The sequence below is a fragment of the Mucilaginibacter sp. RCC_168 genome (genome assembly GCF_041355315.1).
GTDB lineage: Bacteria > Bacteroidota > Bacteroidia > Sphingobacteriales > Sphingobacteriaceae > Mucilaginibacter.
Genome location: NZ_JBFUPN010000015.1, coordinates 69,604 through 85,483 on the forward strand (window position 1 = coordinate 69,604; position 15,880 = coordinate 85,483).

A 15,880-nucleotide genomic window follows, 5' to 3' on the forward strand; every position below is an offset into this window, starting at 1 on the left:
CACGGCCAACTAACTGAATGGGCATCATAAAAAAACAAACCATTAAAGGCACTATATATTCCTATCTGGGGGTGCTTATCGGTTTTTTATCTACCAATTACCTGATGCCTCATTCCTTAAGCCCGGCCGAAGTTGGTTTGATAGGCATATTGACATCAGCTCCTTTGGTATTTGCGCAATTCTCCATACTGGGTTTTAACGGAACGGCCCGGTATTTTCCTTATTTCCGCAGTGAAGAAAAAAAACATCACGGCTACCTTTTCCTGGCCTGTATGGTGTCGTTAGTGGGTACCATTTTATTTGTAACGATAGCCTGGCTGTTTAAAGACCAGATCGTGAGCCATAATACCGATGGCAGTTCGGCCAAATCATCGGCCCTGTTTAATGTATATTACTGGTACCTGGTGCCGCTTACTGTTTTTACGTTGTTTTTTAATGTGTTTGACCTGTACGCCCGCATGCTTTATAACATGACTACTGGGCTTATACTACGCGAGTTTACCAAAAGGGTATTTATACTGGTACCTATTATACTCATCTATCTTGGCCTTATCACCTTTGAAAGTTTTATGTGGCTATGGCTGGTAGCCAACCTTATACCCACCTTTTTTATCATAACCCGGATCATACGCGATGGTCAGTTTTCGCTTAAGCCCGACATGGACTTTTTAACCCGCGATATGGTTAATAAGCTCATAGGCATTTGCTTTTTTACCATACTAACTGGCATGGCACCGGTTATTATTCAGAATGTAGACAATTATCTCATTTTTAAAAAACTGGGCCTGAGCGCAACCGGGATATATATACTGGCCTTTAACTTTGGCCTCATTATCTCTCTGCCTACACGTTCGCTGTACAGTATTGCTTATACCATCGTATCTGAATCATGGAAAAGCAATGATCTTAAAAACATCCGTACCGTGTATGAAAAAAGTTGTGTAACACAGCTTATCGCCTCCTTATTCCTGTTTATACTGATGTGGGCAAGTATCGATAATATTCTGGGGCTTACCCCGCCAACATACAGTACAGGCAAATACGCCATATTTTTTGTAAGCCTCGGATTTTTGATTGAAGCATCAACAGGTATTAATGGGGTGATTATGGCCACATCAAAATATTTCAGATACGAGGCGCTGTTTAACCTGTTATTGGTGGTACTTATTATTGTGGCCAACCTGTTGCTGATCCCTCGTTATGGTATTACCGGATCTGCCATAGCTTCGGCTATCACTTATTTTGTCTTTAACCTGTTCAGGTATATGTTTATCTGGATAAAATTTGGCATGCAGCCTTTTACCATTCAATGCGTACTGGCGTTGGCAGCCGGTATTCTGACATATTACCTATCGGTTTGGATACTGCCGCACATCGGTAATTATGTTGTTGATACTATTTTGCGCACCTCTTTTATTACCGCGCTTTATTTACCGGCCGTTTACTTTTTGAAACTTTCCGAGGATATAAACAGCATTATTGATGGTGCTGTCGCGAAGTTGAAAGGTAGATAGCGATTAAGTGTCGAAGAATGGTGGGTATATTAGTATGTTAATTTAAACAAGTTATTAATCTGACCTGGAGATATCACCCGGTTATATATCCTGATATCATCAAGCTTACCTTTTATAAAATATCCAGGGGTATTTCCACTGGGATCGTTATAACTATTTTTGCCGATAAACAGATCAACCGCGGTGGCTGGATTTGGCGTAGGTAAATTACTTATCACGGCATCCGGAACACCATTTATATAAAAGGCTAATGCCTTAAACTGGTTACTATATTGCACGGTGATCATCGTCCACTGACCAATGGGAATAATACCATGACCAACCGCAAAAGGATCACCACCTCCGGATACATTATAAAAGGCAAACCCAGGTCCTCCACCCTCACCTCCTACAGAACCGTACCCGGTGATAGAAGTGTTCCATCCATTTTGATAAGGGCCGTTAGCCTTGGCAAGCACTGCACTGCCCGAATAAACTATATAATCATCAAGGTTAACCCAGTAATTGATCGTAAAATCGGTATTGCTTAATCGTAATGCCTGGTTATCTTTTACCCTGATATAGCTGGAGGTTCCATTAAAATAATAAGCAGTATTAGCCTTACCAAAACGGTTTGGTGCCGAAGTAATATTGTAAACGGTTCCGTCATTACCTTTTCCTGACGAATCAATAGCATTGTTATTAAAAGGGTAGTAAGCTACCAAGCCTACTTTAAGGCTATCAACCACTACTGGTTTAGGATTATTTTTTTTGCTGCAGGAAGTAAAAGAAGAAATCATGACACTTACGCATAAGGCCACAATTAATAAGGTTATATATCTGTTCATGTAATAAGCTTTAGGATCCAAATATAACAAAAAAGCCTCCGGAATCCTGAAGGCTTTTGTATAATTAGTGTTTTGTTAATTATTGATTAACAAACCTTTTAGCGTTAATTCTTCTTTCGTTTTCGTTGAGGAATATTTTACGCAAACGGATGCTTTGTGGGGTTACCTCAATGTATTCATCAGCCTGGATATACTCCATCGATTCTTCTAACGAGAATTTGATAGCAGGCGCAATACGTACGTTGGTATCGCTACCAGATGCACGCATGTTGGTTAACTGCTTGCCTTTGGTTAAGTTGATCACCAAATCGTTATCACGAATGTGCTCGCCCAAAACCTGTCCTTCATAAATATCAACACCCGGATCGATAAAGAAACGACCACGATCCTGTAATTTATCAATAGCAAAAGCGGTGGTTTTACCTGTATCCATTGATACTAATACACCATTTAAACGGCCAGGGATAACACCTTTCCATGGCTCATAAGCCTTAAAGCGGTGCGCCATGATGGCTTCACCTGCAGTAGCAGTTAATACGTTGTTACGTAAACCGATGATACCGCGTGATGGGATCTCGAACTCTAAGTGTTGTAAGTCGCCTTTCGGCTCCATGATCAACAGTTCGCCTTTACGCTGTGTAACCAATTCAATTACTTTACCGGCAACATCGCCCGGTACATCAACAATCAGCGACTCGATAGGCTCGCATTTAACACCGTCAATTTCTTTAACGATAACCTGTGGCTGACCTACCTGTAATTCGTAACCTTCGCGACGCATGGTCTCGATCAATACCGACAAGTGAAGAATACCACGACCATACACCAGGTATGAATCAGGCGATTCGGTTTCAATAACCTTCAGCGCCAGGTTTTTTTCCATCTCTTTAAACAGACGGTCGCGCAGGTGGCGTGAAGTAACAAATTTACCTTCTTTACCAAAGAAAGGTGAAGTATTGATGGTGAACAACATGTTCATGGTAGGCTCATCAATTTTGATAACTTCCAGTTGTTCTGGTTTTTCAAAATCGGCAATGGTATCGCCAATATCAAAGCCATCGATGCCTACAACGGCACAGATATCGCCAGAACCTACTTCAGTAGCACGTACTTTACCCAGACCTTCAAAAGTATACAATTCCTTTATTCTTGATTTTTGGATAGTACCATCGCGTTTTACTAAAGATACCGGCTGGTTTTCTTTGATAGTACCGCGGGCCACACGACCGATAGCGATACGACCTACGAAAGAGGAATAATCCAAAGAAGTGATCTGCATTTGCAAAGTACCTTCGGCGATAGGCGCCGGTGGAATGTTTTCCAAAATGGCATCCATTAACGGGAAGATATCTTCTGTTGGTTTTTTATAGTCGGTGCTCATCCAGCCTTGTTTTGATGAACCGTAGATAACCGGGAAATCCAGTTGCTCTTCAGTTGCTTCAAGGTTGAAGAATAATTCAAATATCTGTTCGTAAACTTCTTCCGGGCGACAGTTTTCTTTGTCCACCTTGTTTACAACCACAATAGGTTTTAAGCCTAAAGCCAAAGCCTTTTGGGTTACAAAGCGGGTTTGAGGCATGGCGCCTTCAAAAGCATCACAAAGTAATAATACACCATCGGCCATTTTCAATACACGTTCCACCTCGCCACCAAAGTCGGCGTGACCCGGGGTGTCAATAATGTTGATCTTAACGTCTTTGTATCTTACCGAAACGTTTTTGGATACGATGGTAATACCACGTTCACGTTCCAGATCGTTATTGTCCAGTATCAGTTCACCGGTTGATTCGTTGTCCCTGAATATTGAACAGCTGTGCAATATTTTGTCAACCAATGTGGTTTTACCGTGGTCAACGTGTGCGATAATCGCGATGTTTCTTATTTTTTGCATGAAAATGCTCCCTAAAATTTGGCGCAAAGGTAAGCTTAATATATGGCATTTTAAAGGATTGTAGGTTTATCTGCAAACATTTATACAATTAAATTACCAAAGCAGCCTAACCGCATACGCTTTTAACCTACTGATTAACTAAATTTTACATAAAAATCCTTATCGCCCAAAAGCCCAGATCAAAAACTTAGGTAGCGCTTTACCCCAGGTGGCCGTATCATGCGTACCGCCTACCAACTCTACATATTGTATATCATCGGGGCGGGTATAACCTTTGGTTTCCAGCTCTTTGATCAGATCGATAGTGTCGTCAATGGCATCGATGATACCATTTTTGTTGCGATCGGTGGTTTCATCTTTGGTACCGGTTTGCAGCCAGAACTGGAGATCGGGTTTACCTGTAGTATTTCTGATAACCGAGTGCATGATGCGGTCGGCATCGGTATAGCCTTTAGCCAGATCTTTACTCCGCCACCAGAACGATCCGGAAAACACACCCACCTTGTCAAACACATCACTATTATTCCAGACAATATCAAAAGCCGAAAGTCCGCCTAATGAAAACCCCGCAAAGGCCCGTTTTTCAAAATCGTTAATCCCGGTTTGTTGCTTGATCTGGGGCAGCAATTCGCTTTTTATAAATTCGGTATAAACATCGGCCTTGGATCCACGCTTTTTAAAATCGGGTTTGCCCGCTATACCGTATTCCTGTATACGGTCTTCGCCTGCATGTACAGCCACTATCAATACCGGCTTTATGCGGTTGGTATTATATAACTGCTCCAATGTTGCCAGTAGCTGTAGATTTTCCATCTCCTGACCGTCGTTCAATAACAACAGGTTCAGCGGTTCCGTGATCTCCTGTTCATCGGGCATTACCAGTGTGCAGGTAACCTCGCGGTTAAGTAGTGCAGAATTTATAGTGATATTTTTTTCGGTGATCGTCATTTCTGTTTCAGCCCAGCCCCAATACATCTTTATTCAATTTTTAAGGGTGCAAAAGTAAACATACTTTTTATTTTTTGAGGTAATAGGTCTCACCCTGCCCTCTCCAAAGGAGAGGGTTCAAAAAAACTTTTGTTTTAAGTCCTCGCCTTTGGAGAGGATTATTACATGAGGGCTTCGCCGTTTAGGTGAGTTTTTTTTGCCCTAACCTTTAATTTATCAGACTGTTGCCTTTTTCAGTCAAACCAGTTAACTTACCGTCTGAAACCAAAAATCTATTATTTTGACCGAAAAATATCACCGCTGGCATTCGCCGAATTTAAGTGCCGACCTGGAAATGCTGGTGTTTGGCGATCGTGGTTATCCTGTGATCCTGTTCCCTACAACTAAGGGACGGTATTATCAGAATAAGGATTTTGGATTGATTGAAAGTGTAAGGTGGTTTATTGATCAGGGTCTGGTGAAAATCTATTGCCCCGATACTATCGACGACCGCAGCTGGTACGACAAAGGCATCCCCCCGGCTGATCGTGCCCGTAACTATACATGGTACGATAAAATGCTGCTGGAAGAACTGGTGCCCTGGGCCATGCACGAAACCGGCGCAGGCAAAGTAGCCATGGCGGGCTGCAGTTTTGGCGGTTATCACGCGGCCAACTTCGCGTTTAAGCATCCCGAAAAGGTAAGCAACCTGTTTACCATGGGCGGTGCATTCGATATTAAAATGTTTACCGATGGCTTTTATAACGACGATGTATTTTACAACAATCCCGTTGATTTTTTACCGGGTGACAATGCCGGCGACCTATGGAACATGAACATCATCCTGGGAACATCGGAGTACGACATTTGTAAAGAATATAACTTACAGCTATCAAACATTTTAAAACAAAAAAACATTAAACATTGGCTGGATATCCGCCCATTTGCCAAACACGACTGGCCCATCTGGCGCGAAATGTTCCCCCATTATTTGTCAACCATTCGATAGAGAGTCAAGAATCAGGAATCAAGACACAGCAATAAATTATAAAAAGGCATTCACCAGCAAAAAACAGAAGCAAGAAATAAGAATCAGGAATCAGGAATCAAGACAAAGGCTATTGAGCTCTTTTAGGATTTAGAGTTTAGAAATTAGAGTTTAACCTCATCATCTACCCCATGAAAAAAATAGGCATCTTATTCGGACAGGAAAATTCATTTCCACAGGCATTTGTTGACCGCATCAATCAAAAGGCCGAAAAAAACATTTCGGCAGAATTTGTACGCATAGATAAGGTTTTACAGGCCGAACCATTGGATTACGCGGTGATCGTCGATCGTATTTCTCAGGATGTGCCCTTTTACCGGGCCGCTCTCAAAAACGCGGCTATTTGCGGTACCGCGGTGATCAACAACCCGTTCTGGTGGAGTGCCGACGAAAAGTTTTTCAATAATGCCCTGGCTATAAAGCTGGGAGTGCCTGTACCTAAAACGGTGATTCTGCCCTCTAAGGAATTGCCTGATGATACGACCGACCGGTCATTCCGAAACCTGGCCTATCCGTTGGATTGGGACGGCATATTTAATTATGTAGGTTTCCCGGCCTATATGAAACCTTTTGACGGTGGCGGCTGGAAAGAAGTTTACCAGCTGCAAAACCGGGAAGATTTTTTCAACAAGTACGATCAAACCAAACAATACGTAATGATGCTGCAGGAAGAGGTGGTGTTTGACGATTATTTCCGGTGCTACTGCATCGGCGGTAAACATGTGCGCATTATGCAGTACGAGCCACGCAACCCGCATCATTTACGCTATGAACATGGCAAAGCCCCTGCATCCAAAAAATTGCTGGATACGGTTAAAGATTATGTCATCAAACTGAACCAATACCTGGGATATGATTTTAATACGGTGGAATTTGCGGTGCGCGATGGTATCCCCTATGCTATCGATTTTTGCAACCCGGCTCCCGATGCCGAAGTAACCAGCGTAGGGCAGGAAAACTTTGACTGGGTGGTAGAAACCGCCGCCGATTATGCCATTGAACGTGCCAAAAAACAAAAAGCGGGTCTTGATAACCTCACCTGGGGCGAATATGTAAAAACATCGGCAGCCAAAACACCGCTGGTAAGTCCCAAACCGGCAAAAAAGGAAATTTATATTGGCAAGGTGACTCCTCCTGTTGAAATAGAGAGCAAAGTAAAGAAAACAAAAGTGGTGAAAGCGGCTGTTCCGGTTAAAGAAGCCGCTCAACCCGCTAAGGTTAAAGCTAAACCTCAAGCAAAAGTAAAGAAGGAAAAAGTAGTAAATAAAGCAGCTAAAAAGCCTGTGGCTAAAAAATAAAAAGAAGTCATCCCGAATTTATTTCGGGATTTCACATGCTTAGTTGCCTTGCCGGCGTATACTTTGCTTGTGGGGTGCTGAAACAAGTTCAGCATGACATTGATAGTAAAATATGTCATTTCGAACGGAGTGAGAAATCTTTTACGCCTGGCATATCCCGCGTAAAAGATTTCTCCTCGTACCTCGTTCGAAATGACAACTGCTTAAAATAATAACCTAACCAATTATGAACGAGTTTACTTTAGGTGTTGAAGAAGAATTTATGGTGATTGACCCTGTAACCAGGGAATTAAAATCGCACGAGCAGAAAATTGTGGATAGTGCCCAAAAGATCCATGAGGACCAGGTAAAGGCCGAAATGCACCAGGCCGTGGTAGAAGTGGGCACGCATATTTGTCATAACACCCAGGAGGCCCGTCAGGAGGTAAGCAAGCTACGTACTACGGTAGCCCAATTAGCCGGCGACATTGGTTTGCGTATTGGCGCCGCGGGCACACACCCATTTTCGCACTGGCAGCATCAGTTGATCACAGATCATCCAAGGTATTTTGAGATCGTGGACGAAATGCAGGAGGCCGCCCGATCCAACCTTATTTTTGGTTTGCATGTGCATGTCGGTATCCAATCGCGCGATATGGCTATTCATATCGCCAACCAGGTGCGTTATTTTCTGCCGCACGTTTTCGCCTTATCAACCAACTCTCCATTTTGGGAAGGGCGTAATACCGGGTTCAGATCCTTCCGTACTAAAGTGTTTGATAAGTTTCCGCGTACTGGCATCCCTGATTCTTTCAGCAGTATTGAGGAGTATGATAGCTACATCAAGCTGCTGGTAAAAACCAATTGTATTGATAATGCCAAAAAGATCTGGTGGGACATCCGCGTACACCCTTTCTTCGAAACCATCGAATTCCGCATTTGCGATTGCCCCATGCTGGTTGACGAAACCATTGCTTTTACAGCTTTGTTCCAGGCTCTGTGTGCCAAACTGTATAAGCTAAGGCAGCAGAACATGAAGTTCATCACCTATTCGCGTGCCCTCATCAACGAAAATAAATGGCGCGCGGCCCGCTACGGCATCGACGGTAAAATGATCGACTTTGGCAAGGAAATGGAAGTGAACACCCGTTCGCTGGTACTGGAGCTGCTGGATTTTGTAGATGATGTGGTGGACGAGTTAGGCTCGCGCGACGATCTGCAATACGTACACAAAATACTGGAACACGGCACCGGCGCCGACAGGCAGTTAGCCGTTTACCAACAAAACAGTAGCTTTGTAGACGTGGTGGATTACATTACCTCGCAAACTTTAAAGGGGTTGTAACCCCATAAAAGCATCAATCAAACTATTATAGCATGGCGCATAGCCGACTCACCCAGTCTACGCTACGCTGGACCACCCTCTCTTCGGCTTCGCCGCAAAGAGGGTAAAGAAAAAAGAAATAGAAACCCCTCTTTCCGCCGCAGGCGAAGAGAGGGGTGACGAGCGTAGCGACGTCGGGGTGAGTCGATGCCGCAATTTATGTTACCTGCTACTTGATGGCCCATTACTCTGAGGAGAGAACTTAACAAATTATTAAAAGAATAAAATGACAACAAAACCGGAAATCAAAGTAGCGATACTTGACTTGTATGATGGGATAGCGAATGAAGGAATGCGTGGTTTCCAGGAGATTTTGAACAGATATAAAGCGCAGCACGAGCTTAATTTAAGTTACCAGATATTTGATGTGCGCCGGCGCTGTGAAATGCCGGGCGTCAATTTCGACATTTATATTTCAAGCGGAGGCCCAGGCGATCCGCTGATATCTGAAGGTACCGAGTGGGAGAAAAAATATTTCCGACTGATAGAAAAATTGGAAGATCATAACCTTTCCAACACCACTGATAAGAAACACACTTTATTTGTATGCCACTCTTTCCAGTTGATGTGCCGTCATTATAAACTGGGCGATATTAATATGCGCCGTTCGCCATCATTCGGCGTGCTGCCGGTTAACCAAACCCCTGCCGGTGCCCATGAACCTGTTTTTGAGAACTTGGGCGATCCTTTCTATGCGGTCGACTCGCGCAGCTGGCAGGTGATCAATCCCGATGAAAAACGTTTCGAGGAACTGGGCATGCAGCTGGTCGCTATTGAAAAAGAACGTCCGCATATTGATCTGCCCCGCGCCATGATGGCCATCCGTTATAACAATTACTTTTTCGCCACCCAGTTTCACCCCGAGGCTGATGCCGGCGGCATGAAGGCCATGCTGTTACGGGACGAAAAAAAGCAGGAAGTGATTAATGAGCATGGCGAAGTAAAATACCGCGAAATGCTCGATCGCCTGGATGATCCCGACAAAATAACCCATACCCAACGCACGCTGATCCCCAATTTTCTTGACCAGGCGGTGATGAGTTTGCAGGAGTAAGCCCCCTCTAAATCTCCCCCAAAGTGGGGAGACTTAAAAGAATAGTCTAAAGCCCTCTCCTTTGGAGAGGGTTGGGTGAGGCTCCCATGCGCCTCATCACATCAATGTCATAAATATTTTAAACATCTGATGTTTTAATAAAATCATCATACCTTTACATATCAAATCACCAGCGATATGGATAAGAAAGAAACTCTCGGCAGCCGCGTGATCAGCCAGATCAGGAATGATATAGCGCAGGGCAAATTCAAGCTCAATGAAAAAATACCCGCCGAGCCCGAATTAATGCAATTATATGGCGTTGGTCGCTCCACCATCCGCGAAGCCATCAAAACCCTGGCAACAGCCGGCATACTCAAAGTACAGCAAGGTTCCGGAACATTCGTTAACTCCTTTGTAAGTGAGCAAACCATCGAACAGCGTTTAAAAAATGCCGACTTTGATCAGATCAATGCGGTACGGGTACTGTTGGAAGGTGAAATAGTGCGACTGGCAGCACAAAACAGTACCGAAGCGCATATAGCTCAAATTGAGCAATCCCTGGAAAAAAGAAAACAGGCTATCCAATCAGAGCAACGCCAGGCTTGTGTTGATGCCGACATTGCATTTCACATGGCTATAGCTCATGCCTCGCTCAATAACGTGCTGGCCGATCTTTACGAAAGCTTCACTCTCATCATCCGCGATTTCTTTTCCAAACGCGAAGCACAAGGCATCAGTCATTTTGCCATGAGCCACCACTTGCATGAGCAACTGTTTAAGGCCATCAAAGCTCAAAAAGTAAAACAGGCAGAGCAACTGATACAGCAGATCTTAAATAATAATTATTAATACATACATCATGACCATCATAACATTCACCCTCATCTTGCTGGCAGGCGCTTACCTGGCCGGTTTGGTTGGCTCACTTACCGGCTTAGGCGGCGGCGTAGTGGTTATCCCATTGCTCACACTCGTATTTCATGTTGATATACGCTACGCTATCGGCGCGGCCTTACTGGCTTCCATCGCTAATTCATCAGGTGCGGCAAGTGCTTATATCAAAGAGGGCATTACCAATATCCGCTTAGGGATGTTCCTGGAAATAGCCACTACAGTAGGGGCAGTTGGCGGAGCCATTATCGCCGTATATACGCCTACCAATACCATTGCCATTCTCTTTGGGGCCATCCTGCTGTTTTCGGCAGCTATGACCCTCCGCAAAAAGAACATGGAAGCTTTAACTGAAGGCAGCGCATTATCCTACAAGCTAAAGCTCAACAGCAGCTATCCAACCAAAGATGGCGAGGTGGAATACAAATTAAAAAATATAGGTGCGGGTTTTTCTATCATGACTCTGGCCGGCGTTTTATCCGGGCTTTTAGGTATCGGCTCGGGAGCCTTAAAAGTTTTGGCTATGGATTCGGCTATGCACATACCCTTTAAGGTAAGTACCACAACCAGTAATTTCATGATCGGGGTTACAGCTGCCGCCAGTGCGGTGGTGTACCTGCAAAGGGGCTACATGGATCCGGGAATCGCGTTCCCGGTGATGTTAGGTGTATTAGGCGGCGCGTTTACCGGCTCCAAACTGCTTACCCGCATGGATCCAAAAGTACTCAAATACATCTTCTGCGTGGCCATCACCTTTGTTGCTGCCGAAATGATATTTAATGGCTATAACCACAAATTCTAAGAACAAGATCATGAAAAAGATACTTTCAAAAAGCTTTACCGCTGATCAGGATATAGAAAAACTGATCGGTTACTTATTAAGATACGGGGTTATTACTGCAAGTCTTATTGTTTTCGCAGGCGGCATTATTTACCTGCATCAATATCAACATAGCAGTATACCAGCCTATCACACATTTGTGGGTGAGCGGGCGGGTTATACCACCATCAGCCAGATCATGAGTGGGGTTGGCACGTTTAACGCCAAAGGGATCATACAACTGGGTGTACTGGTTCTGATTGCCACACCTATTTTACGCATCTTTTTTTCATTGATAGGTTTTATATTAGAAAAAGACAAGCTTTATATCCTGATTACTTTTGTGGTGCTAAGCGTGATGATGTTCAGCATTTTCGGGGGTTTAAAAGTTTAAGCCCCACTGGTATTTAACAAAGAGGGCGGCTTCAAAAATTGAAGCCGCCCTCTTTTATGATTTGATTCCCGACCGGGATTACTTGTTATCTGAATTAAATAATTTTGATTTATCAACCTTTTGAACCATCATGCCATCGGCCAGTGTTTTGGATATGGCCGCGTATGGTGCCGACACCACCTCTTCGCCCCCTTTTAGGCCCGACAGGATCTGGATATAGGTATCATTCTGGATACCGGTGGTTACCTGCACCTGTTTTAATTTACCCGGAGCCGCGTAAACAAACACATACTCCTTAGCCGGAGCACTGATCTGTGGTTTATTGTCATCTTTTGCTGCAGTCTCGGCACCCTTATCTTTTTTCTCATCACGGGTAGTTACCGACTGGATCGGAACCGACAGGGATTTCACATGATTGGTATTGATATCAACCGTAGCGGTTAAACCCGGACGGAAAGGCGACGGATTATCAACTGTTTTTTTAAGCAGTGCAGTATAAGAATTCGCGTCAATGCGTACTTTAACTGTAAAATTGGTTACCTGATCGGCGGTAGTGCCTACTACGTTTGCAGAGCTTCCTATCTCAATTACCGAACCCGCAAACTTCTTACCGGCAAAGGCATCGATCTCAATATTTGCCGGATCATTTATTGATATCCGGTTAATATCATTTTCGTTTACATCAACATTCACATCCATCTTGCTCAGATCAGATATGGTCATGATCTCGGTACCGGCAAACTGCTGGGTACCCAAAACACGCTCGCCTTTTTGAATCACCAACTTGGAGATCACTCCATCAACCGGTGAATAAAGACTGGTTTTAGCCAGGTTATCCTGTGCTTCTTTAACCGATGCCGATTGTTGTTGCAGGCCAAATTGCGCGCCTACCAGGTTTTGCCTGGCCGCCTCTAAACTGGCTTTGGCTCCTTCATAGCTGGCTTTCGCATTATCAAATTCCGATACGGTAAGCACTTTATTTTTAAAAAGTGTTTGGGTCCGTTTAAAAGTAGCTTCCTGGTTAGCAAAAGTGGCTTCTGCCTGTTTAAGCAGTTGCGCCATATTGCCTATAGTTGCTTTTTGGGTACTGTAGCTTGCCAGGGCCCTGTCATATCCTGATTTTAAGATATCGGGGCGTACACGGCAAACCAACTGGCCTTTTTTAACCACATCGCCTTCTTTAACAGGCAGCTCAACAATTTCACCCGATACTTCGGAGGTTATCTTTACTTCAACATGCGGTTTTATTTTTCCGCTGGCAGATACCGTTTCATTAATTTCACGCACGTCGGCTTTTTCGGTGGCTATCTGGGTTAAAGCTGGCTTACCTATAATACCCGTCACTTTCAATAAAATAAGCAAGACGATTATTGCCCCCAGAGCTATCAAAATATATTTAGTAGTTTTTCCCATGACTGTGCGTTTGGATATTTTATATGTATTTTAAGATTAAAGCGTTATAGGGTTGCCCAGATAGTAATCGATTACCTTGCTCCTGAAAATGAGCTGGTACTGAGCCTCGATCATATCAAATTGCGATTTATTGAGGTTGGTTAAAGAGGTATTGTAATCCAATGAGTTTACTAAACCAACTGTATACCGTTGCTGAGTAATGTTAAAGGCATCTTTATTAGCCTTGTATGTTTGCGTTGTCGACAGATATTTTTTCTCGGCGGCGCGCAAGTCCCAAACCGCCTGATAAATAACCTTGCTTAGGGTATTCCGGGCCAGTTGAGCAGTCACCTCCGCGTTTTGAGCCTGGATTTTTGCTTTGCGTACGGAAGTGCGTGCAGAGAACCGGTTAAAAATAGGGATCTGTAAGCTCACAGCAACGGCCTGGTTAAAGTTGTTACTTATCTGGTTAAAAAATGGGTTGCTTTTATACGTTTGTATAAAGCCAGGCTGCACAACAACTTGATTCGTAGCTTGTACAACACCTATGGGTGTAAGTGTCCCGGTGGCTATTACCTGGTCAATCGTATTTTTTGCATTTGAATAATTAGAACCTGCCTGCCCAACCAAAGTAACGGTTGGATAATAATTGCCTTTGGCAACTTTTATGGCCTGTTCATATGATTTCTGCTGAACTTCGGCAAGCAGTACATCTGGATTTACATTCAACGCGGTTTTTAATATATCCTGCGGGTCATATATTACTTTGATATCGCTCAGTTTACCTATGTCTGGTTTTTGCACCTCGATCTCGGTAGCCGGATTCATCTCCATATATTGCTTTAAAGTAAGCATTGATGACTCCAGCTGATTTTGGGCATTGGTATAGTCAAGTTCCGAAGTTGAAAGCTGTGCTTTAGCTTGTGAAAGATCGGCCAGCGTTTGGTTACCTACATTATAGTTCTGCTGTGCCCTATCCAGCGTTAGCTTTGATATTTCTATTTGCTGTTTCGACGCTTTTACCAGATCCTGGTTGGTTAACACCTGCAAAAAAGTAGTAACTACATTTAATATCAGATCATTTTTAACTTTAGATGTGGCTGTTTTATTAGCATCAAGCAATATCTTATTCTGAATGATCTGGTTTCGCAATTGCCCGCCTTGAAATAAGGTGATCTGGGCAGTTGCCTGGCCATATACCTGTAAAATACGCTGATTAATAAACTGATAGGTCGATTGGTCAATATTACGGCCAAAGTTAAACCCGCCTTGCGGTGCCGCTGTAAGACTTGGTAGTTGGTTATACTTCGATTGTTTCAGGTCTTCATCAGACAAGGCCTCAGTAAATTGCGATTGTTTAATGGTTAAATTTCGTTCAAGGGTAAGGTCAATTGCTTTTTGTAAAGTAATTACTTCCTGCGCTTTAGCTTGAAAACCAAGTGCCGAAAATACAATAGCACCTATAAGAGTTGTTTTAATGGGTAGTGACAATGTTGGTTTCATAAGTTTTTATATGCAATTGTAAGCAACGGATGCTTACCTTGCATGTTCATTTTTGTTTATTTTTTAAAATAAAACATATAAGGCCCGTTTTGTAATATGTACTTGATTAAAACACCCTGGCTGCTCAAAAAGCTGTACCCCCAACTTATCTGGAATAAAAGCAAAGCTGATCGTTGCATTTATCTCACTTTTGACGATGGGCCTATACCAATTGTTACAACACATATATTAAATATTTTAAAACAGTATAATGCGAAAGCCACCTTTTTCTGTATCGGGGATAATGTAGCAAAACATCCCGATATTTTCAAACAGGTAACCGAAGATGGGCATGCCATTGGCAACCATACCTACAATCATCTCAAAGGATGGAAAACGGATAACAAAACTTACCTGGATAATTTTTTACTGGCAGACAAAGCCCTTGATGCTCCTCTTTTTCGCCCTCCATATGGCAGGATCAAAAAACAACAGATCCGCGACCTGCAAGCTGCCCGCCCCGATATCAAAATTATTATGTGGGATGTACTAAGCGGCGATTTCGACATTAAGCTTAGTCCCGAAGCTTGCCTGCAAAATGTATTGAAACATACTGAAGCGGGATCGATCATCGTGTTTCATGACAGCCTGAAAGCGTATGACCGGGTGAAATATGCACTGCCCAGGGCTTTGGAAGTTTGGAGTAAAGCGGGGTATAGTTTTGGGGTATTGGGTTGAGTGGGTTGAAAATATTTTATTAACTTTACCTATTATACGCTTAAAGATGAGAACAGTAACGTTAGATATACTTAAAGACGAGGCTTTCAATCTATTGAAGGATCTTGAGGCGTTAAAGATCATTCGAATTAAAAACGATACCCAATCCGCTATAATAGCATCTTCAAGCCTGGCAGACAAGTATAGCGGTGTTATGTCTAAACAATCTAAAGAGGAAATAGATAAGCAATTAAACAGCCTGCGTAACGAATGGGATTAA

At 43.3% G+C, this 15,880-nt stretch carries 15 protein-coding genes; 10 read left to right on the top strand and 5 right to left on the bottom strand.

Annotation, left to right across the window (positions count from 1 at the left end):
• Window positions 1–17 precede the first annotated feature (17 nt).
• Window positions 18–1,514 (top strand): lipopolysaccharide biosynthesis protein, encoded by a 1,497-nt coding sequence (locus AB6735_RS15585; RefSeq protein WP_370996772.1) that lies wholly within the window; start codon window positions 18–20, stop codon window positions 1,512–1,514.
• Window positions 1,515–1,543: 29 nt separating this feature from the next.
• Here the strand turns inward: AB6735_RS15585 and AB6735_RS15590 are convergent, their stop codons facing one another.
• The 3 genes from AB6735_RS15590 to AB6735_RS15600 all read right to left on the bottom strand — a co-directional run bounded on the left by AB6735_RS15590 (window position 1,544) and on the right by AB6735_RS15600 (window position 5,180).
• A complete protein-coding gene (locus AB6735_RS15590) occupies window positions 1,544–2,341 on the bottom strand; it encodes a LamG domain-containing protein (RefSeq protein WP_370996773.1) in 798 nt (265 codons plus the stop codon).
• A gap of 79 nt (window positions 2,342–2,420) precedes the next feature.
• Window positions 2,421–4,232 (bottom strand): translational GTPase TypA, encoded by a 1,812-nt coding sequence (typA, locus tag AB6735_RS15595; protein WP_370996774.1) that lies wholly within the window; start codon window positions 4,230–4,232, stop codon window positions 2,421–2,423.
• A gap of 159 nt (window positions 4,233–4,391) precedes the next feature.
• The gene (locus AB6735_RS15600; protein ID WP_370996775.1) at window positions 4,392–5,180 is read right to left on the bottom strand and encodes an alpha/beta hydrolase; all 789 of its coding nucleotides are present in this window, start codon (window positions 5,178–5,180) and stop codon (window positions 4,392–4,394) included.
• Window positions 5,181–5,460: 280 nt separating this feature from the next.
• Between AB6735_RS15600 and AB6735_RS15605 the strand changes: the two genes are divergently transcribed.
• From AB6735_RS15605 to AB6735_RS15635, 7 genes are all read left to right on the top strand, one after another.
• A complete protein-coding gene (locus AB6735_RS15605; RefSeq protein ID WP_370996776.1) occupies window positions 5,461–6,168 on the top strand; it encodes an esterase family protein in 708 nt (235 codons plus the stop codon).
• Window positions 6,169–6,338: 170 nt separating this feature from the next.
• The gene (locus AB6735_RS15610) at window positions 6,339–7,505 is read left to right on the top strand and encodes a RimK family alpha-L-glutamate ligase (protein WP_370996777.1); all 1,167 of its coding nucleotides are present in this window, start codon (window positions 6,339–6,341) and stop codon (window positions 7,503–7,505) included.
• A 226-nt stretch (window positions 7,506–7,731) separates the two neighbouring features.
• Window positions 7,732–8,829 (top strand): carboxylate-amine ligase, encoded by a 1,098-nt coding sequence (locus AB6735_RS15615; RefSeq protein WP_172337539.1) that lies wholly within the window; start codon window positions 7,732–7,734, stop codon window positions 8,827–8,829.
• Window positions 8,830–9,094: 265 nt separating this feature from the next.
• The gene (locus tag AB6735_RS15620; RefSeq protein WP_370996778.1) at window positions 9,095–9,922 is read left to right on the top strand and encodes a type 1 glutamine amidotransferase; all 828 of its coding nucleotides are present in this window, start codon (window positions 9,095–9,097) and stop codon (window positions 9,920–9,922) included.
• Window positions 9,923–10,099: 177 nt separating this feature from the next.
• Entirely contained in the window at window positions 10,100–10,753 is a 654-nt protein-coding gene (locus AB6735_RS15625) for a FadR/GntR family transcriptional regulator (protein WP_370996779.1), read from the top strand.
• Window positions 10,754–10,763: 10 nt separating this feature from the next.
• Window positions 10,764–11,597: a sulfite exporter TauE/SafE family protein gene (locus tag AB6735_RS15630; protein WP_370996780.1), complete on the top strand. Its 834-nt coding sequence runs from the start codon at window positions 10,764–10,766 to the stop codon at window positions 11,595–11,597.
• 10 nt (window positions 11,598–11,607) lie between these two features.
• Window positions 11,608–12,009: a DUF1634 domain-containing protein gene (locus tag AB6735_RS15635; RefSeq protein ID WP_370996781.1), complete on the top strand. Its 402-nt coding sequence runs from the start codon at window positions 11,608–11,610 to the stop codon at window positions 12,007–12,009.
• Window positions 12,010–12,087: 78 nt separating this feature from the next.
• Here AB6735_RS15635 and AB6735_RS15640 read toward each other — a convergent pair whose 3' ends face one another.
• Together AB6735_RS15640 and AB6735_RS15645 are read right to left on the bottom strand one after the other, a co-directional pair.
• On the bottom strand, window positions 12,088–13,422 hold the full coding sequence (locus AB6735_RS15640; protein ID WP_370996782.1) for an efflux RND transporter periplasmic adaptor subunit: 1,335 nt from the start codon (window positions 13,420–13,422) through the stop codon (window positions 12,088–12,090).
• Between the two features lie 36 nt (window positions 13,423–13,458).
• On the bottom strand, window positions 13,459–14,904 hold the full coding sequence (locus AB6735_RS15645) for a TolC family protein (protein WP_370996783.1): 1,446 nt from the start codon (window positions 14,902–14,904) through the stop codon (window positions 13,459–13,461).
• 96 nt (window positions 14,905–15,000) lie between these two features.
• On the opposite strand from AB6735_RS15645, the gene AB6735_RS15650 reads away from it, so the two are divergent.
• Both AB6735_RS15650 and AB6735_RS15655 read left to right on the top strand, forming a co-directional pair.
• Window positions 15,001–15,621 (top strand): polysaccharide deacetylase family protein, encoded by a 621-nt coding sequence (locus AB6735_RS15650; protein ID WP_370996784.1) that lies wholly within the window; start codon window positions 15,001–15,003, stop codon window positions 15,619–15,621.
• 46 nt (window positions 15,622–15,667) lie between these two features.
• On the top strand, window positions 15,668–15,880 hold the full coding sequence (locus tag AB6735_RS15655; RefSeq protein ID WP_370996785.1) for a hypothetical protein: 213 nt from the start codon (window positions 15,668–15,670) through the stop codon (window positions 15,878–15,880).

Bases quoted from the DNA above. Each gene is read 5' to 3' on its own strand.
- AB6735_RS15600 (WP_370996775.1), bottom strand. From the start codon at position 5,180: ATGACGATCACCGAAAAAAATATCACTATAAATTCTGCACTACTTAAC.
- AB6735_RS15645 (WP_370996783.1), bottom strand. From the start codon at position 14,904: ATGAAACCAACATTGTCACTACCCATTAAAACAACTCTTATAGGTGCT.
- AB6735_RS15630 (WP_370996780.1), top strand. From the start codon at position 10,764: ATGACCATCATAACATTCACCCTCATCTTGCTGGCAGGCGCTTACCTG.
- AB6735_RS15625 (WP_370996779.1), top strand. From the start codon at position 10,100: ATGGATAAGAAAGAAACTCTCGGCAGCCGCGTGATCAGCCAGATCAGG.
- AB6735_RS15635 (WP_370996781.1), top strand. From the start codon at position 11,608: ATGAAAAAGATACTTTCAAAAAGCTTTACCGCTGATCAGGATATAGAA.
- AB6735_RS15655 (WP_370996785.1), top strand. From the start codon at position 15,668: ATGAGAACAGTAACGTTAGATATACTTAAAGACGAGGCTTTCAATCTA.
- typA (WP_370996774.1), bottom strand. From the start codon at position 4,232: ATGCAAAAAATAAGAAACATCGCGATTATCGCACACGTTGACCACGGT.
- AB6735_RS15590 (WP_370996773.1), bottom strand. From the start codon at position 2,341: ATGAACAGATATATAACCTTATTAATTGTGGCCTTATGCGTAAGTGTC.
- AB6735_RS15615 (WP_172337539.1), top strand. From the start codon at position 7,732: ATGAACGAGTTTACTTTAGGTGTTGAAGAAGAATTTATGGTGATTGAC.
- AB6735_RS15585 (WP_370996772.1), top strand. From the start codon at position 18: ATGGGCATCATAAAAAAACAAACCATTAAAGGCACTATATATTCCTAT.
- AB6735_RS15610 (WP_370996777.1), top strand. From the start codon at position 6,339: ATGAAAAAAATAGGCATCTTATTCGGACAGGAAAATTCATTTCCACAG.
- AB6735_RS15650 (WP_370996784.1), top strand. From the start codon at position 15,001: ATGTACTTGATTAAAACACCCTGGCTGCTCAAAAAGCTGTACCCCCAA.
- AB6735_RS15640 (WP_370996782.1), bottom strand. From the start codon at position 13,422: ATGGGAAAAACTACTAAATATATTTTGATAGCTCTGGGGGCAATAATC.
- AB6735_RS15620 (WP_370996778.1), top strand. From the start codon at position 9,095: ATGACAACAAAACCGGAAATCAAAGTAGCGATACTTGACTTGTATGAT.